Origin of the sequence: uncultured Bacteroides sp. (assembly GCF_947632445.1) — a bacterium.
Taxonomy (GTDB): Bacteria; Bacteroidota; Bacteroidia; order Bacteroidales; family Bacteroidaceae; genus Bacteroides.
Genome location: NZ_CANRPM010000001.1, coordinates 57642 through 75074, shown reverse-complemented (window position 1 = coordinate 75074; position 17433 = coordinate 57642). Strand labels below are relative to the sequence as shown.

The 17433-nt window shown below is 53.0% G+C and carries 13 protein-coding genes and 1 pseudogene; 4 read left to right on the top strand and 10 right to left on the bottom strand.

What is annotated here, in order from left to right; translation table 11 throughout:
• Positions 1–19: 19 nt before the first annotated feature.
• Both Q0Z70_RS00335 and Q0Z70_RS00330 read left to right on the top strand, forming a co-directional pair.
• Positions 20–1888: a RagB/SusD family nutrient uptake outer membrane protein gene (locus Q0Z70_RS00335; RefSeq protein WP_298071540.1), complete on the top strand. Its 1869-nt coding sequence runs from the start codon at positions 20–22 to the stop codon at positions 1886–1888.
• A gap of 1258 nt (positions 1889–3146) precedes the next feature.
• Positions 3147–3314, top strand: a pseudogene (locus Q0Z70_RS00330) (transposase); the annotation flags it as partial.
• Between the two features lie 182 nt (positions 3315–3496).
• Here Q0Z70_RS00330 and Q0Z70_RS00325 read toward each other — a convergent pair.
• Positions 3497–4432: a carbohydrate kinase gene (locus Q0Z70_RS00325; protein ID WP_298071539.1), complete on the bottom strand. Its 936-nt coding sequence runs from the start codon at positions 4430–4432 to the stop codon at positions 3497–3499.
• A 129-nt stretch (positions 4433–4561) separates the two neighbouring features.
• Between Q0Z70_RS00325 and Q0Z70_RS00320 the strand changes: the two genes are divergently transcribed.
• The gene (locus Q0Z70_RS00320) at positions 4562–5818 is read left to right on the top strand and encodes a pitrilysin family protein (protein WP_298071537.1); all 1257 of its coding nucleotides are present in this window, start codon (positions 4562–4564) and stop codon (positions 5816–5818) included.
• Positions 5819–6006: 188 nt separating this feature from the next.
• Here Q0Z70_RS00320 and Q0Z70_RS00315 read toward each other — a convergent pair whose 3' ends face one another.
• Genes Q0Z70_RS00315 through dapB form a run of 7 tightly spaced genes read right to left on the bottom strand, consistent with a single transcriptional unit; the run spans position 6007 to position 12522 of the window.
• On the bottom strand, positions 6007–6594 hold the full coding sequence (locus tag Q0Z70_RS00315) for an epoxyqueuosine reductase QueH (RefSeq protein WP_298071535.1): 588 nt from the start codon (positions 6592–6594) through the stop codon (positions 6007–6009).
• A gap of 29 nt (positions 6595–6623) precedes the next feature.
• Positions 6624–7796, bottom strand: a complete 1173-nt coding sequence (gene uxuA / locus Q0Z70_RS00310; protein ID WP_298071533.1) for a mannonate dehydratase — start codon at positions 7794–7796, stop codon at positions 6624–6626.
• A 16-nt stretch (positions 7797–7812) separates the two neighbouring features.
• A complete protein-coding gene (locus Q0Z70_RS00305; protein ID WP_298071531.1) occupies positions 7813–8625 on the bottom strand; it encodes an SDR family oxidoreductase in 813 nt (270 codons plus the stop codon).
• Positions 8626–8639: 14 nt separating this feature from the next.
• Positions 8640–9305: a WbqC family protein gene (locus Q0Z70_RS00300; RefSeq protein WP_298071529.1), complete on the bottom strand. Its 666-nt coding sequence runs from the start codon at positions 9303–9305 to the stop codon at positions 8640–8642.
• Between the two features lie 12 nt (positions 9306–9317).
• Positions 9318–10238, bottom strand: a complete 921-nt coding sequence (gene lepB, locus Q0Z70_RS00295; RefSeq protein ID WP_298071527.1) for a signal peptidase I — start codon at positions 10236–10238, stop codon at positions 9318–9320.
• A gap of 21 nt (positions 10239–10259) precedes the next feature.
• The gene (locus Q0Z70_RS00290) at positions 10260–11744 is read right to left on the bottom strand and encodes a S26 family signal peptidase (protein WP_298071525.1); all 1485 of its coding nucleotides are present in this window, start codon (positions 11742–11744) and stop codon (positions 10260–10262) included.
• Positions 11745–11760: 16 nt separating this feature from the next.
• A complete protein-coding gene (gene dapB, locus Q0Z70_RS00285) occupies positions 11761–12522 on the bottom strand; it encodes a 4-hydroxy-tetrahydrodipicolinate reductase (protein ID WP_298071522.1) in 762 nt (253 codons plus the stop codon).
• A gap of 390 nt (positions 12523–12912) precedes the next feature.
• Between dapB and Q0Z70_RS00280 the strand changes: the two genes are divergently transcribed.
• Positions 12913–14196 (top strand): DUF2851 family protein, encoded by a 1284-nt coding sequence (locus tag Q0Z70_RS00280; protein WP_298071520.1) that lies wholly within the window; start codon positions 12913–12915, stop codon positions 14194–14196.
• A gap of 295 nt (positions 14197–14491) precedes the next feature.
• Here the strand turns inward: Q0Z70_RS00280 and Q0Z70_RS00275 are convergent, their stop codons facing one another.
• Positions 14492–15349, bottom strand: a complete 858-nt coding sequence (locus tag Q0Z70_RS00275; RefSeq protein ID WP_298071518.1) for a DUF3108 domain-containing protein — start codon at positions 15347–15349, stop codon at positions 14492–14494.
• 21 nt (positions 15350–15370) lie between these two features.
• A complete protein-coding gene (locus Q0Z70_RS00270) occupies positions 15371–17296 on the bottom strand; it encodes an Ig-like domain-containing protein (protein ID WP_298071636.1) in 1926 nt (641 codons plus the stop codon).
• Between the last annotated feature and the right edge of the window lie 137 nt (positions 17297–17433).

Here is a 17433-nt window from a genome sequence, read left to right as displayed (position 1 = left end):
CTATTAAAAAATAGCAGATATGAAAATATTGAACTATATAATGGGTTCCCTTCTTTTGGTCGGGACGGCTTTTGTTTCTTCTTCGTGTTCCGATTATCTGGATGTTTCAGATGATTTGGCCGCAGAATTGACTCTGGAACAGGTATTTAATAATGTGGGTCAAACAAAACGTTTCCATCGATATATCTATTCGGCGATTCCTGATGTTTCGAATATTATGATTAATGGTACTTATGCAGGTCTGACCGGTTTGGATAATCCGTGGCCTACGTTATCTGACGAGTTAAAGGCTTCGCAGAATAATACGAAAACGGTTCCTTCTACAGGTTATTCAGCTGCCAATGCCGCATTCTCCCGTTGGTCCTTGTATAATCAGATCCGTCAGGCTGGGATTTTCATCAGGGATGCTCATGCAATTACTACGGGTGAAGAAACGGGTGCAGTTATTACAGAAGAAGAATTGGCTACTCTGAAGAATGAGGCCAGGTTTTTGAGAGCTTATTATCACTTCTTGCTTTTTGAACTTTATGGCCCCATTCCAATTATGGGTGATGACAATATTGCCGATCCGTCTTCGAGTGACTTGGATTATTATCGTGCTCCAATCGATGAAGTTGTGTCGTTCATTGATTCTGAGTTAAGGGCCTGTTTGCCTTTGTTACCACATCTTGAGACCAGTAATGAACGTGTGGCAGCTCCTACCAAAGTCGCAGCTTATGCAATTTTGGCCAAGTTGCATGTCTATGCTGCCAGTCCTTTGTTCAACGGAGGTTATAAGGCAGCTATGGAACTGAGGGATAATAGAGATATACAGTTGTTTCCTGCCCAGGACAAAACAAAATGGCAAAAGGCAGTCAGTGCTTTGGAGGAACTTTTCGCTTATTTGGAATCCCAAAATCGTAACGAGTTATTTATTGTGAGAAATTCTGATGGTACTATTAATGCGGAAGAGTCTCTTTATCAGATCAATTTTGTATTTACAAATAATCAGAATACGGAGGCCTTGTGGTATACGTCTAAAAACTCGTGGGGCGGGGTAACTGGTGAAGGTCGAGAACGCCGTTGTACACCACGCGATGTATACCAAGGCTTTAGTGGTATTGGAATTGTACAAGAGATGATTGATGACTATTTTATGGCCGATGGGCATACAATTGACGAGTCTCCCCTCTATGACAAAAGCAGGGAGTATGAATTGGATGCGAATAATATTGCCAATATGTACAAAAACCGTGAACCCCGCTTCTATAATGATGTGACTTATTCAGGTATTATTTGGCAAAATACGGCTGAAAATGGTAATCCTAAAAAGATTTATTTCTATAAGGGTAGTGGAGATGACAATTCAAAGGCGGATAACTGTTATACGGGATATTTGCTGTATAAGGGGCTTTGTCATGATCTGTTGGGTACTGGCAATTATCCGAGAAATCAATATCGTCCGGGTATCCTGTTCCGCTTGGCTGACTTTTATCTGTTATATGCAGAAGCCTTGAATGAAGTGAATCCCAGTGATCCTAAAATATTAGAGTATGTTGACAAAATTCGTGAACGTGCCGGTATTCCTAAGTTACAGGAAATAAAACCGGAAATAAGAGGTAACTATGAAGCTCAGTTCGAGGCTATTCGTCACGAACGTCGTGTTGAACTCTTTGCAGAAGGACAGCGCTATTTTGATGTGCGCCGTTGGATGCTCGCTGATAAAGACGGTGACTGTCGTCAAGGCGGTGCCTTTACAGGTATGGATATGAATGCAGATAATCCACAGGATTTTATGAACCGTGTGACTTTCGAGACTCGTCTGTTTGAAGAGAGAATGTATTTATATCCGTTGCCAGAATCGGAAGTGAACAAGTCGAAGAAACTTGTACAGAATCCAGGTTGGTAATTTAACAGAATGGTATAAGACCGTTTCGGAACGACTTGTGTCGTAGTAGCCTTGAGGCGTGAACGACGTGGAAAATATCGATAATAGAACAACTGAATCGATATTTTCGGCGTCGTTCTGTATTACGTCCTCGAACCATATTATCGTATTATCTCTTGAACACCTTATAAACATAAGAATACGATTGTTCATCCAATTTCCCACAGACAATTGCAACATCAATATTTTTCATCCCGTCCTATAGCTTCATTCAGTTTTCCGTCAGCACATAACCGTTCCACCCAAGTAGCATCTTTTAGATACTTTTCGCTCTTCAGTAGCTTTTTCAGCGACTTTTCTGTATGAATAAAACATGGTTTTAAATATGAATCTAACACTCAAAATAAGGGTGTTTCTCAATGCCTTCTGCAATTTTTACATTTAGATGCTACATGTTCCTATTCCTATTTAAAACAAGCCCTTTCCCGACAAGAAACGCCATTACCACCGCGATTCAACCCTGTCAAAGCTTCAAACTGCATCTTGCCTGTAACGAGAAGGGTGGGTACACGCTGCTATTCATTGGGCTTTATCGGGGTCTTCCTATTTGGAGAGACATTTGGGCAAGTCACGGTTTCCCTTCTGTAGCTGTCAACATTACGCCTAAGACTAACCATTTTTCAGCATTCCTGTCCACGAAGAAGCCGGCAGGCACACGCCAACGACGTGCTTTCATGCCTGCTGACGATGCACTTCCTGACACCTTGACAAAGCACTGCATGGCACCCTGACGAAGAGCTTCGTTACACCCTCATGAAACACTGCATGGGAACCCGGAAAAAGGCGGCTCGGTTCTCTCCCGAAACTGTCCCGTTTTTGCCCGGAACATCGGTGTTTTCCTTCAAAAGATACGACCTGTTGCATCACATCGACAAGAAAAAAGGTCTCCGTTTTCCGCCTTCACGGTTTCACGGGCCTGCAAACGCCTGTCAACGAGCGAGATAGTGTGAAAGATGGGGTGAAGGCGTGAAAGTTCTTTCACGGAGAATGAGAGTACCGCAGAACATTTGTGTGCGATGCTCCGAACGGCCTGTTTCCTGCTTTCACCGCAACCCGCTTACAATCAGCCCGTTCCGGTGAAACTTCACCGGGGCAAATCCCCTGTTTCCGGTGAAAGATATAAAAGACGCTAAAGAAAGCCCCAGACGCCCCACAGGATGAGGAACAGGATGATGAGGAACAGGATGATGTTGGCTGTCTTTCAGTGGTCGATGTGGTCGATATGAAGAACTCACTGATGAGTATTGCCGACAAGATTTTGCTCAAGAAAAGAGCTTTGATTGAAACGGTCAATGACGAACTGAAGAACATTGCACAGATAGAACACTCTGGACATCAGTCATTCGGTAACTTTATAGCCAACTCCTTGTCAGCCATCGCTGCATACTGCTTTTTTGAAAAAAGCCTGCCATTGAAGCGAACTTTATCAAGGACGGACAACTCTCTATTTTTTGATTTTATATCGAACTCACGTAATTTATGCTTATTTTTGAAAACAGAATACAGATATAAGAAAAACTTACAACCGAATCCTGTTTCCATTTACACAAAATTGTGGGCAGTGTCCCTTTATACTTCCTCTTCCGTCTTTAATTTTTCTGCAAATTCCTGGGAGATGCTGTTGTTCAGGCTGCGGCACGACTCTGCGGCGAAGGCGATGCCGTAGTCCATCACGCGGTTCCAGCGGGCCTCATCCAGGTCGTTCAGTTCGTCGTAGCGGATGTCCAGCTTCAGCAGGCCGTAGATGATGCCGGCGTTGAAGTTGCCGCCCGCGCCGACGGTGCTGACGGTTTCGACCGCCGGAATGGAATAACCCTTGCTGACGCGGGCCGTGCGCAGGGCGACGTCCTTGTGTCTGGCGGTACAGATGAAGTTGCGGCAGTAGAATTTGATTTTGTCCGTGTAGATTTTGTCCACATCCTGCAGGTCGTACATGTAGAAGAAATCGTCGACCGAACCGCGGACGATGTCGGCGTATTCCAGGTTCTCGATGATGGTGGGAGCCAGTTTGATGGCCTCTTCCTTGTACGTGGAGCGGAAGTTGGGGTCGTAGTAGACGATGGCTTTCTTGGCGCGTGCCATGTCCAGCAGTTCCACGATTTTGTCGCGCAGCACGGGGTTCAGGGCGTAGTGGGAACCGAGGATGACGATGTCGTCTTCGTTTACTTCGGGCAACGCCACGTCGAGCCGTTGGCGGGGATAGTCTTTGTAAAAGAGGTATGCGGCGTCGTTCTGTTCGTTGAGGAAGGCGAGCGATACGGGCGACTTGCCTTCGGGGAAGACGTTGATGTGTTCTGTGGATATGCCGTTGTCGCGCATGAACCGGAGGATGATGTTGCCTACCCGGTCGTTGCCCGTCTCGCTGATGAAGCGGATGGGAACGCCCGCACGGCTCAGTGACACGAGCCCGTTGAATACCGAACCGCCGGGTACGGCCGCTGTGGGCTGTCCGTCGCGGAAGAGAATGTCGAGAATGGTTTCTCCGATGCCGATTACTTTTCGCATAGTGAATGATGTTTTTTGCTCGCGGCGAGGAAGCCTCCCGCTTTGCGGGTGCAAATATCTGCAATTTTCCATAAACCGCAATAAGTTTTGTTGTATTTTTGCGGGCGCGAAATGTAAGAAATCCGACCGATGAAGAAGATTGAAACCGGAGAACCGGAATATCACGTGCATACGTTGGCCAACGGCCTGCGTATCATCCACAAGCCTTTGCGTTCGCGGGTGGCTTATTGTGGATTTGCCGTCGATGCCGGCACGCGCGACGAGGCCGAAGAGGAGCAGGGCATGGCCCACTTTGTGGAGCATCTTATTTTCAAGGGCACGCAGAAACGCCGGGCGTGGCACATTCTGAACCGCATGGAGAACGTGGGCGGCGAACTGAACGCCTATACCAACAAGGAGGAGACGGTGGTCTACTCCGCCTTTCTCGTGGAGCACTTCGCCCGCGCCTTCGAGCTGCTGGCCGACATCGTCTTCCACTCCACCTTTCCGCAGCGCGAAATCGAGAAGGAAACGGAGGTCATCATCGACGAAATACAGTCCTACGAGGACAATCCCGCCGAGCTGATTTTCGACGACTTCGAGGATTTGATTTTCCGGGGGCACCCGCTGGGGCATAACATTTTGGGGCGGCCCGAATACCTGCGCACGTTCCACACCGGGGAGGCGATGACCTTCGCCCGCCGCTGTTACCGGCCGGAGAACATGGTGTTCTTCGTCCTCGGCGGCGTGGAGTTCCGGCGCGTGGTGCGTCTGGCCGAGAAGCTGGTGGGCGATCTGACCGGCAGTCCGGCAGACACCACCGTTGCCACCCGCCGCACACCGCCGCCGCCCTATGTTCCCAAACATCTCGTGCTGGACAAGGAGACGAGCCAGGCGCACGTCATGCTGGGCGCCCGAGGCTACAACGCCTACGACCATCGCCGCACGGCCCTCTACCTGCTGAACAACCTCTTGGGCGGGCCGGGCATGAACAGCCGGTTGAACGTCTCGCTGCGCGAACGCCGGGGATTGGTCTACAACGTGGAGTCGAACCTGACGGCCTACACTGACACGGGCACGTTCTGCATTTACTTCGGCTGCGACCGTGCCGACACAGACCTCTGCCTCAACTTGGTGTACAGGGAACTGAAGCGCCTTCGCGACCGCCGTCTGACCGCCTCGCAGCTGGCCGCCGCCCGGAAACAGCTGATAGGCCAGATAGGCGTGGCGTCGGACAACAACGAGAACATCGCCTTAGACATGGCGAAGACATTTCTCCACTACAACCGTTACGAGTCGCAGGAGGCCGTCTGCCGTCGCGTCGCCGAGCTTACGGCGGACGAACTGTTGACTGTGGCGGGCGAGATGCTGGAAAAAGACTATCTTTCCGTATTGATTTACAAGTGACGGATGGGGCTTTCGCGGTTTGCGAAACCTTCCTGCGCTGTGCAGGACGTTTTCGCGGTTTGCGAAAGTTCCCTGCGTTGTGCAGGACGTTTTCGCGGTTTGCGAAAGTTCCCTGCGTTGTGCAGGACGTTTTCGCAGTTTGCGAAAGTTTCCTGCGTTGTGCAGGACGAAATCCCGGTTCGGGGACGTCAGTCTTCTTTCGGTTTGTCGAGTCGCTTCATGCTAAATTCACAGCCGCAGTAGCGTTGGTTGTAGAAGGCATATTCCTTGAGCAGCCGGTTGCGCCGCTCCTGTAATCCGCCCTTTCGCCAGTTCTGCTCCCAGAACAGGGTGCCGGGGTAGCGGGCGGCGGCGCGTCGTCCCGCCTCGTTGATTTGCTCCAGACTCTTCCAGCGCGACGAGGCCAGGGTGGTGGTGAACAGTGTGAAGCCGTTCCCGGCGGCATAGCGGGCCGTCTCCGTCAGGCGCAGGGTGAAGCAGCGCAGGCAGCGCGGGCCGCGTTCGGGCTCTTCTTCCAGTCCCGCCATTTGCGCTTTCCAGTGTTCATAGTCGTAGTCGGCATCGACAAAATCGAGCCCCTGCGCGGTGACGAAACGGACGGCTTCGCTCTTGCGCATCTCGTACTCCGTCCGGGGGTAGATGTTGGGATTGCAGTAGAACACGGTGGGGCGCAGTCCGTTGGCCAGCATACATTCGATGATGGCCGACGAACAGGGGGCGCAGCACGAGTGGAGCAGGACGCGGGTGTCGCCGTTGGGTGTCTGGAGATGGAGCATGTCCGGTGATTGGAGAGTTTCCGATTTTTTTATTTATAGATTGATTTGGCAATTCCCATTTCCAGTCCGCGCAGTTCGGCCAGTCCGCGCAGGCGGCCGATGCACGAGTAGCCGGGGTTGGTCTTCTTGCGCAGGTCGTCCACCATCTGATGTCCGTGGTCGGGCCGCATGGGGATGGAGACGCCTCGGCGCTGTTGCAGTTCGAGAAAGGCCTTCATCACGCCGTACATGTCGACATCGCCCTCCAGATGGTTGGCCTCGTGGAAGTTCCCTTCGGCGTCGCGTTGCGTGGAGCGCAGATGTACGAAGTTGATGCGGTCGGCGAAGCGGGTCATCATGGCGGCGCAGTCGTTGGCGCTGCTGACACCCAGCGAGCCGGTGCACAGGCAGAGGCCGTTGCTCGGATTGGGCACGGCGTCGATCAGCGCCTGGAAGTCTTCGGCACAGCTCATGATGCGCGGCAGGCCCAGGATGGACATGGGCGGGTCGTCGGGGTGGATGACTAACTTCACGCCCGCTTCGTCGGCTGTGGGGCAGATTTCGCTCAGAAAGTAGATGAGGTTTTGGCGCAGGCGTTCGGGCGTGATGTCCTTGTAGCGGTCCAGTTCGTGCTGAAACTGCTCCAGCGTGAAGCTCTCTTCCGAGCCGGGCAGCCCGGCTATCATGTTGCGGACGAGCTTCTGTTTGTCTTCGCCGGTCATCTGTTCGAAGCGGGCTTTGGCTTTGGCCTTGTCTTCGTCGGTATAGTCGGCTTCGGCGCTGGGGCGCTTCAGCAGGAAGAGATCGAAGGCGATGAAGGCGGCACGCTCGAAGCGCAGGGCGCGGCTGCCGTCGGGCAATTCGTAGGCCAAGTCGGTGCGCGTCCAGTCGAGCACGGGCATGAAGTTGTAGGTGACGATGTGCACGCCGCATCGGGCCAGGTTGCGCAGGCTTTCCTTGTAGTTGTCGATGTAGCGCCGGAAGTCGCCCGTTTGCGTCTTGATGTGTTCATGCACGGGCACGCTTTCGACGACAGACCATGTGAGGCCTGCCTCCTCGATCATCTGCTTGCGTTTCATGATTTCTTCTACCGTCCACACCTCGCCGTTGGGGATGTGGTGCAGGGCATTGACTACGCCGGTGGCTCCTGCCTGCCTGATGTCCCACAGACTGACGGGGTCGTTCGGCCCGTACCAGCGCCAGGTTTGTTCACAAAGTATCATAAGCGTATCGTTTTTATTACATGGCAAATACATTAAATCCGCCGTCTACTACGGCTACGGTACCCGTCACAAAGCTTGAGGCGTCGCTGATGAGGTACTGGATGGTTCCGCACAGTTCTTCCGGGCGTCCCATGCGGCCGAAGGGAGTCTGGCGGATGACGTCCTGTCCGCGCTGCGTCCACGAACCGTCCGCGTTGGTCAGCAACGTGCGGTTCTGTTCGGTCAGGAAGAAGCCCGGTGCAATGGCGTTCACGCGGATGCCTTCACCGAATTTCTTGGCCACTTCGGTAGCCATGAAAGCGGTATAGTTGGAGATGCCGGCTTTGGCGGCGGCATAGCCTGCTACGCGGGTCATGGGGCGGAAAGCCGCCATGCTGGAGAAGTTGACGATGGCGCCCTTCTTCTGTTCTACCATCGGTTTCAGAAAAACTTGCGTGGGCAGTACGGTGCCGGTCAGGTTCAGTTCGAGCACGCGCTGGAATTCCTCGATCTTCAGGTCGAAGAAGGTACCGTCCGGGCCGATTGTAGCTCCCGGCATATTGCCTCCGGCCGCATTCAGCAGGGCGTCTACACGTCCGTAAGCCTTCAGAATGTCCGCCAGATTTTGTTCCAGTTTGTTGCGATCCATCACGTCGGTAGTCAGGAACAGGGCTTCTCCGCCCTTTGCCTTGATCTCCGCTGCGAGGGCATTGCCGACTTCGGCTTTGCGGCCAAGGATAACTACTTTGGCGCCTTCTTCGGCCAAATGGGCTGCAATGGCTTTGCCCAGTACGCCGGTTCCTCCGGTGATGACTACGACTCTGTCTTTGATGTCAAATAAGTTCTTCATAATAAATATAGAGTTTAAATGAATGAATGCGGAATTTTTCCTCGGTGGCTGGCCTGCAATACCGTCAGGCTTTCGGGGCCCATGTTGAACAGCAGGTCTACGATGCTCAGGTTGGGCAGGAAGCCCAACCGTTCCTGGAACACCTGGTAATAGGGCTGCGGGCAGAAGTCGGGGTCTTCCGTGAGGAAGTTTTTCTTAGGGTGGATGCGTTCGCGGAAGTCGTCTTCATCGGGGGCGAAGGTAGTCTTGTAGTCTGTGGTGCGTTCCATCTGTGGCTCCAGTCCGATGAGCGAGCAGACCAGTCGGCACAGGTTTTCGTTGAAGTCGGTCAGGAAGTCGTACTTCTGTTCGTAGAAGGGCCGGAAGTCGTCCTTGTAGTATTCGAAGAAGGGCGTGTGGTTGTAGGCCGACTCTAAGGCATTCCAGTGCAGGTGTCGCCAGTTGCCGTGGTCGGAGATGCGGATGTCCTTCATGGCGCATTTCAATGTGTCGGGCTTGAGGATGGGAACCGAGAGCGCCAGCGGGCCGTCCGGGGCGGCAATGGTGCAGCGGTTGCGGTAGGTCTGCTTCATGTAGTGGTCGCATTCCTCCACGTAGATGCGTTTGTAGGCCAGCAACTTGGTGTAGTATTCCACCGGAGCCAGATAGGCCGAAGAGAGGTATATTGTTCCCTTTTCCATCGTTTTTCGTTTTTATCGCACCGCTTTCCCTATCCTATCCCAACGCATACCGTTTTCCTTGTCGCGCGAGAACCAGATGAAAGAAGCCCGTCCGATGATGTGGTCTTCGGGCACGAAGCCGAAGAGACGTGAGTCCGACACGTTGGCCGCATTGTTCGAGGCCACCCAGTAGTAATCCTTCGTGAAGACGCAGTGCTGCACGGGGCGGCCGTCCACGTAAAGGGTATCGTTCCGTATCTCGGCGTTGCGGTGTTCGTGCAGCACCAGCGTGTTGCACAGCAGCACGCGGTTCCACGAATAGACGCGCACGGCGCGGCCCTTTTTCGGCACGATGAGGGCGCGATCCTTTTGCAGGGAGTCGGGGCGTGTGGCCGGTTGTATCCAGCAGTGCCCGTAGAGGGCTTGCTCCAGCAGGTAGTATTCGTAGCGGCTGAAGCTGCGCAGGTAGTGGAGCGAGTCTTCGCCCATCCGTTCGGTACGGCGGATGGAAAGCGTGGCAAGCAGCGTGTCCAGCTGCCGTTCCTTGCTCTTGGGATAGGCATAGACGAATTTCTGGTCGGGGCCATACTGTTCGCAGGGCAGGGCGGTGAAGAAGGAATCCACCAGCAGCGTGTCGCCCGGCAGGCCGATGCAGCGGCTGATGAAGGCCCTGCGCCGGCCGATGTCTGCATGGTGGTTGGCGGGGTCGTTGAAGACAATAATATCTTCTTTCCTGACGTCGCAGCTGCCCCAGCGGTGATAGCCCCACAGGTTCATAAAAGGCAGGCGCAGACCGTAGCTCCACTTGTTCACCAAGATGCGTTCGCCTTGGTAGAGCGAGTTCTCCATACCGGCCGAGGGAATCAGGTAGGATGTGGCCACACACGAGCGGAGCAGCATCACGATGAGCGCTACTCCCGCTACAGTCCCTATGATTTTTCCCGCTTTCTTCATGGAGCCTGTCCTCCGTTCAACTTAGCCGACCCACTTGAACAGGCGGCTCCAGCGTATCTTGCCGTCCAGCCAGCCTCGGTCTTTGTTCAGCGAAAGCCATACGACGAGCGGCTTGCCTACTACGTGGTCTTCGGGCACGAAGCCCCAGTAACGCGAGTCGGCCGAGTTGTGGCGGTTGTCGCCCATCATCCAGTAGTAATCCATTTGGAACGTATAGGTGTCGGTCTTCTGTCCGTTGATGTAAAGACCGTCGGCGCGGCGCTCCAGCTTGTTGCCTTCGTAGACCGTGATGCAGCGTTCGTAGATGGGCAGGTTGTCATCCGTCAGGGTGATGGTCGCTCCTTTGGCGGGTATCCAGATGGGGCCGTAGTTGTTGCGATCCCATTTAGTGTAAAGGTTCTGCGGGTACATCTGTCCGGCAAAGCTTTCGGGCTCCATGACGATGCGGCTGATGAGCTTCTTGTTTCCTTCGAGAGCCTGGCGCATGGCCTGCGTCAGCGGCAGGTGGTAGACAGGTGTCAGACGGCCCTGCGCGTTGAGGCAGTCGAAGCCCATGGCTTTCAGTTCGGCTTCCCAGTCCGGGTCGTTGTTCATCAGCCATTGGTCGTCCTTGCTGATGCCCAGTTCGCGGAAGAGGTTTTCGGGGATGAGCGGGCCGGTGGTCTGCACGAAGTAATTGAATTGCAGGCCTTCGGGGTTCTCGATGGCCTGTCCGTCGATGTATACCTGTCCGCCTTTGATTTGAAGCGTGTCGCCCGGAAGGCCCACGCAGCGCTTTACGTAGTTTTCGCGGCGGTCTACGGGGCGGGTGATGACCTTGCCGTACATCTGCGGGTTGGACAGGATGAGGTTACGGCCTGCCGCATAGTACAGGTCGTAGACGGCCCGTTGCTGTTGGCGTGTCAGGCTGTCCATGTCGACTTGTTTCGGATAGACACGCTGTCCTTCGCTATAGGCCAGGCTGTAGAAGTCGGTCTGCTGGAAGTTGGTGGCTACGGTGTCGCCCGCAGGGAAGTTGAACACCACGATGTCGTTCAGCTTCACCCGTCCGAAACCCGGCACACGCTTATATTTCCATTGCGGCCATTCGATGTACGACTTGCAGTTGAACACGGGCAGCGTGTGCTGGGTCAGGGGCATGGAGAGCGGCGTGTTGGGTACGCGCGGCCCGTAGCTCACCTTGCTTACGTACAGGAAGTCGCCCACGAGCAGCGATTTCTCCAATGACGATGACGGTATCTGGTAGTTTTGGAAGAGGTAGATGTTGACGAAGTAGACGGCTACTAAGGCGAATACGATGGCGTCCACCCAGCTCATGACACTGTGCACGGCAGCGTTCTCGGACTTCCTCCACCAGTTCCAGGGTATCTTCTTGGTGATGTAGATGTCATAGATGAGAGGCACGGCCACCAGTCCCCACCAGCTCCTGACCCACAGGAGGAAGAGCAGATAGAGCAGTGTGACGATGCTGAACTTGATCCATTGTTTGCGTGATACTTGTTTCATGGCTTGTTATGTTTGTTCATTTCAGAAACGGGAATAAGTCGTTCATCCCCAGGAAGCCTTCGTGTGTGGCGGTATATTCGGCGGCCAGTACGGCGCCCAGGGCGAAGCCGCTGCGGTTCTTGGCGTCGTGGGTGATGGTGATGCTGTCGGCTTCGGAGTCGTAGCGGATGCTGTGGATGCCCGGTACTTCGCCCTCGCGGATAGAGCTGACGGGCAGTTCGTCGGCAGCGCAGGCAGTGGTGCCCGTCACGGTGCCGTCGGGTGCCCGGAGTGTACCCTTCACCCAGCATGACTTGCGGTCAAGGTTTTCGAGGATACTTTCGGCCAGGGTGATGGCGGTACCGCTCGGGGCATCCAGTTTGTGGATGTGATGCGTCTCGCTCATGCTGACGTCATAGCCGGGGAACTGGTTCATAATCTTGGCTAAATACTTGTTGACGGCCGAGAAGATGGTCACGCCTAAGCTGAAGTTGCTCGACCAGAACAGCGTTCGTCCACCCTCGGTGCAGAGGCGGCGCACTTCCTCACCGTGTTCTTCTAACCAGCCCGTGCTGCCCGATACGAGCTTCACGCCCGCCTCGAATGCCTTTATGTAGTTGCCGTAGGCAGCCTTGGGATTGGTGAACTCGATGGCCACGTCGGCCGAGCGGAAGGCTTCAGACCGGAAGTCTTCCTGATTGTCGATGTCGATGATGCAGACGATTTCGTGTCCGCGGCTGCGGGCAATGCGTTCTATTTCCTTGCCCATCTTGCCATAACCGATAAGTGCTATTTTCATTGTTCGCAGTTTTCTTATTCTATGAATGTGTGCAAATATAGGACTTTTCTGACACAAACGGTCTTAATTATCGACTTGTTAACAATAGCGTTTATGGGAGGCGTGCTCATTAATAAGTTGTAAAAGAGTCTTTGGATGAAAAGATATTCCTAAAAGGATCGTGTATTATGTTTGGAAGAAACATGAGAGATTAAAAAAGATGGTATTTAGCGCATTTAAGCTGTCCTGAGTCTTTGTTATGATAGAATGATACCTTACTGATTTGAAGAGATATTTATCTTTCTTTGTGTTAACGGAGTTGGAGGGAAAGGGAAAAGAAGTTACTTTTGTAGCGGTTGACGATGAGTGGTTAGATCTGCGCTCACCGTTCTCCACTAACCGATACTAATTATGGAACACCTCTTACATTACCTTTGGAAACACAAAATCTTTCCTTTGCAGGAACTGCGTACCACCGACGGACAATGCGTGGAAGTCATCGACCCCGGACTGCCCAATACCAATGCAGGTCCCGATTTTTTCAACGCCAAATTGAAGCTGGACGGCGTGCTCTGGGTGGGCAACGTGGAGCTGCACGACCGTTCTTCTCACTGGCAAAAGCATGGACATCAATCGGATGAGGCTTACAACAACGTTATTTTGCACGTGGTGGGTGAGGCCGATTGTCCCGTCTGCCGCCGCAACGGTGAACCCATTCCCCAGCTCGTTCTGACTTGTCCCGACTATGTGGGTCGTCGTTACGATGAACTGCGCCGTTCGGAAATCCATCCTTCCTGCTATCCCATCCTGTCCTCTTTGCCCAAACTTACAATCCACTCCTGGCTTTCCGCCTTACAGGCCGAACGTTTCGGGCGGAAGGCTCAAGATATTCGCACTCGTCTTGATGCTTTCGGCAACCATTGGGAGGACGTGTTCTTCGTCACACTGGCACGTAACTATGGCTTCGGGCTGAACAGCGACGCCTTTGAGGCCTGGGCGCGGCTCGTTCCTTTCCGTGCTGTGGACAAGCATCGCGACAACCTCTTCCAGGTGGAAGCTTTTTTTCTTGGTATGGCCGGCCTGCTGGACGAGGAACAGCCCGACTACGGCGACTATTACCTTCGCCTTCAGAAAGAATTCCACTACCTGCGGCAAAAGTTCAGTTTGCCTGCTCCGTTAGATCCGTCCCGCTGGAGGCTTCTGCGGCAGCGTCCCGGTGGTTTTCCTTATGTCCGTTTGGCTCAGTTGGCAGACCTTTACCATCGCGGACAGACACTGTTCTCGCGAGTGATGGAGGCCCGCACAGCCGACGAACTGCGCGAAATGCTGGCCGTAGGCACTTCTTCCTATTGGGAGGAGCATTTCACCTTCGGCAAGGCTTCCGTCCACCGGCCCAAGCGGATGGGGCGGGGCGCACTCGACCTGGTTATCATCAACACTGTCGTTCCTTTCCTCTACGCCTATGGGCAGCACAGACAGGAAGAAAGCCTTTGTGAACGGGCCACGATGTTGCTGGAGACACTGAAGGCCGAGAACAATTACATCACACGGATGTGGAGCGGGGCCGGTCTGCCCGTTTCGACTGCTGCCGACTCGCAGGCTCTTATTCAGCTTCAGAAAGAGTATTGCGACCGTAAGGACTGCTTGCGCTGCCGTTTTGGTTACGAGTATTTGAAGCGAAAAGGAAGCCGATAACTGTTTTGTATATATGTTGTACGATTGGGTCTATTGGCCTGCCGGAGATGTTGTTTCTTCGTAGTCGAATGGAGAAGACATTGTGATGTGTCGGGATACCAGCCTTTGTTTGCAGGTGTCCTGACACAATATTTTATGACGGTCTGACACAGTGCTTCGTTAGGTTGTCAGAAAGCACTGTATCAGGGGATCATGAAGTGTAGTGTCAGGATGTAATGATGCGCTTTTGTCAAAAAAACGCTGTAAGCCGGCTCTTTCTCCTTTCCGGCTGTGTGAAATGAAGCGGAGGAGCTTGTCAATCCTCCACGATACATGTCAATGGATAGCGGTTGCCACGTACACGGTTCAGGAACGCTTTGGCCGATCCGAAGTTGAGGTACAGGTCGAGACGGATTGGCAGGTGGTTCTTGTCGTCTGAGATAAAGAACGTGATAACTTCTTTCTCTTTTTCCTTATTGCCGTCCTTTACATATTCTACAAACGAGAACACCAGACAGCGGTACGTCGTATCGTTGCTGGCTTTGACGTTTTCTTTTCCTCGGTAAATCAATGTTTGTTCCTCTACTTTTCGGCCCGTTGCCATAGGGAAATGTATCTTTTGCCCTATTTTATAATCTTGGGGGTCGTAGGAACGTGCCTGTGCCAGTATGCTCAACATGTCGAAGATGCAGCGGCTGTCGCTGTAAGACATGGTATCGACGTGTCCGTCCGCCCATGTGCGGCTTTGTCTGACATGCGATAAGCCGTCTTTGTAGCTGAACCAAGCCTCGTCTACCGTGTAGCGTTTGCCTTCTTCGGAGCCTTTGCGGAAGTATAAAGGTTCGAGGCGGTCGCTGACATAACAGGTCAGCGTGTCGCGCATCTTGAAAAAGAAATCAACCCGTTTGCTGCTGCCCGACAGGAGGTTGAAGCGGAAAGCCGGTTTCCGGTGATAGGTGGTTGCGTTGGTTGTCAGACTGGCCGTGCCGGCTTTGACCCAGATGAACTTCCAATTGAAATGAAGGTCGTACATCACTTGTTCGCCCGATTGGAAGGCTTTGTTTTCTGTCGGGCATTGTGCATTCAGGGGGAGTGTGGCGAGCAGGCATACGATCCCTGCCGTTAACAATCCCGTCAGTCTGTTTCTTCGTTTTATTCTTATCGGCAGTTTCATTTTTACATTTGATTTTTTCGGTTATCGGTTATTGTTGTTTTTGCCTTTTTTCTTCTTACTTTCTTCAGGCTTCTGTTTTTTGAGTTCTAATGGTTTCTGCTGATCCAACGGTCTGTCGAACAGGTTCCAAGTCTGCTGAAGCTCGAAATTGGCTTTCAGTTCCAATAGCTGGAAGTAGTAGCAGACCATCTCAGGTTGCAGATGCTCTTTCAGGCTTCCGGTGTCCCACTGTCCGTTTTTGTTTGTGTCGAAGACCAAGCGTGCGCCATATTTCCCCGGTGTCAGATAATAGAAATCGGCCTTTCCATCGACGACGGACACGGTACGTATTACGTTGTCTTGCGCATCGACCAGTTCGACAAAGGCCGTCGAATCGGCGCCTGTAATGTCGAAAAGAATGGTTCCGTATTCTTCGAGGGTCTTGACTTTGAATTCCTGCTTAACCTTGTTCGTCGTCAGCCCGTAGAGCCCCTGGATGGCAGCCGAGTCTATTGCAAACTGATAGCTCTCTCCCAGTGCGAAGTTGGCAAAGATATTGTAGACTTTTATGTCCAGCGAGTCCCGTTGGAAGTCGAAGGGAATGTCCTCCCACAAAGTGTCTACTTTTTGTTGCAGGTGGAAAGCCGCGGTATCGATCCTTGCCAAAGGCTCCTGAAAGGTCAGAGTGAGATAGTCGTACACGTCCATCGACGACGGGGCGTAGACTTCCATAGGCAGGAATTCGACCGGCAGGACAGGTTCTTCCGGCTCGATGGCATTGCCGTCGGCATCGCGCTTCTTCTTTTTCTTGGCTTCTTTGCGCAGTTCTTCCAGCTTCTTTTCGTCCTGTTCCTGCTTTTGTTTCTGCTGTTTCTCGTAGGTCAGCTTCGATTGCAGGCGCAAGGTATCTGTACGCGGCACTAATTGGCCTAACGAGTCGGTCTCCAGATAGGTTACTTCCGCTTGCAGGGTATCCCGCCGATAGAGCAGGGAGTCCTTTATCCAGTAGTGGATTGTATCGTTGCGGCCGGTCGTCTGTTCGATGGCAAAGGCGTCGTGCTCGTCGAAGTCGATGCCTTTCAGCAGCGGCAGGCTGTCGGCCGGCGCCGTGAAGTAGAGGGAGAACTTCCGGGGAGTCAAACGCTCGCTTTTGGCCAAACGCTGGTTGTAGGAGATTGCTTTGAAACTGCGCAGCAGGATGTCGTCCGGCAGGTAGTGCGTGTACTGGCGTTCGACGATGGTGTCGATGGTCAGGGAGTCTATCCATGTCGTGTCCTGTCGCATTCGGAATTCGTAGTGTGGACGTACCAGCGAGTCCTGCCACGCTGTCTGTTCGGCCGGCTGCGAATAGAAGTAGTTTTGGTCGGCATCCTGCAAGGCATAGATGTGATACGTGCCCGGTGCCACTCCGCGAATGGAGAAGTGTCCGCGGCTATCCGTGCGGCCCACGCGCTCGAAAGGCAGGGAAGTGAAGGCCGTATCGGACAGGTTCGAGTAGAGCCCTACCAGTATGCCCTTTATCGGCTCCAGGTTGGAGGCGTTGAGTACGGTACCCGACACGGCCATCGTGTCCAGTTGCGCACCGGTAGAGAATGTGAAAGTGAACTGTTCCAGCGGGTTGCTTTCGTTGTTGTCCTGAATGGCGTCGCCAAAATCTATCGTATATGTGACATCCGCCTTCATCGTGTCCTGAAAGTTGACTATCACTTTCTTGCCGCTTGTCTTGATTTCGGGCTGCTGGATTTGGGGCGGGGAGATGACGACCTTCTCGCCGGCTTTGTCCAGCTTGATGTATTCGTCGAAGGCGATGCTTACGCGGTCGCGTTTATAGTTCAGCTGTCCGGGGTTGGGTGTGCTCTGCACAAAGACGGGGGGAGCTTCATCAATGGGTCCTCCTTCGATACGCCCGATGCTGGCGCATGAGTACAGTATGATGCCCAATACGATGAAGACAGGCAGGCGCTGCATGCGTCCTGTGTCCGGTTCGATGTGCAGATGTCTTTTTAGTCTGTTCATATCCGTAGAGTCTTGCATCTGAAGACCTGCGCAAAGATACAACATCTATTTGTACGGGGAACGGGATGCTCGTTTTTTTTAGATTTTTT

What these genes read in the sequence shown, in the direction of transcription:
- uxuA (WP_298071533.1), bottom strand. Translation starts at nt 7,796, where the DNA reads ATGATACTTTGTGAACAAACCTGGCGCTGGTACGGGCCGAACGACCCC.
- Q0Z70_RS00325 (WP_298071539.1), bottom strand. Translation starts at nt 4,432, where the DNA reads ATGCGAAAAGTAATCGGCATCGGAGAAACCATTCTCGACATTCTCTTC.
- Q0Z70_RS00270 (WP_298071636.1), bottom strand. Translation starts at nt 17,296, where the DNA reads ATGCAGCGCCTGCCTGTCTTCATCGTATTGGGCATCATACTGTACTCA.
- Q0Z70_RS00300 (WP_298071529.1), bottom strand. Translation starts at nt 9,305, where the DNA reads ATGGAAAAGGGAACAATATACCTCTCTTCGGCCTATCTGGCTCCGGTG.
- Q0Z70_RS00290 (WP_298071525.1), bottom strand. Translation starts at nt 11,744, where the DNA reads ATGAAACAAGTATCACGCAAACAATGGATCAAGTTCAGCATCGTCACA.
- dapB (WP_298071522.1), bottom strand. Translation starts at nt 12,522, where the DNA reads ATGAAAATAGCACTTATCGGTTATGGCAAGATGGGCAAGGAAATAGAA.
- Q0Z70_RS00280 (WP_298071520.1), top strand. Translation starts at nt 12,913, where the DNA reads ATGGAACACCTCTTACATTACCTTTGGAAACACAAAATCTTTCCTTTG.
- Q0Z70_RS00275 (WP_298071518.1), bottom strand. Translation starts at nt 15,349, where the DNA reads ATGAAACTGCCGATAAGAATAAAACGAAGAAACAGACTGACGGGATTG.
- Q0Z70_RS00320 (WP_298071537.1), top strand. Translation starts at nt 4,562, where the DNA reads ATGAAGAAGATTGAAACCGGAGAACCGGAATATCACGTGCATACGTTG.
- Q0Z70_RS00305 (WP_298071531.1), bottom strand. Translation starts at nt 8,625, where the DNA reads ATGAAGAACTTATTTGACATCAAAGACAGAGTCGTAGTCATCACCGGA.
- lepB (WP_298071527.1), bottom strand. Translation starts at nt 10,238, where the DNA reads ATGAAGAAAGCGGGAAAAATCATAGGGACTGTAGCGGGAGTAGCGCTC.
- Q0Z70_RS00335 (WP_298071540.1), top strand. Translation starts at nt 20, where the DNA reads ATGAAAATATTGAACTATATAATGGGTTCCCTTCTTTTGGTCGGGACG.
- Q0Z70_RS00315 (WP_298071535.1), bottom strand. Translation starts at nt 6,594, where the DNA reads ATGCTCCATCTCCAGACACCCAACGGCGACACCCGCGTCCTGCTCCAC.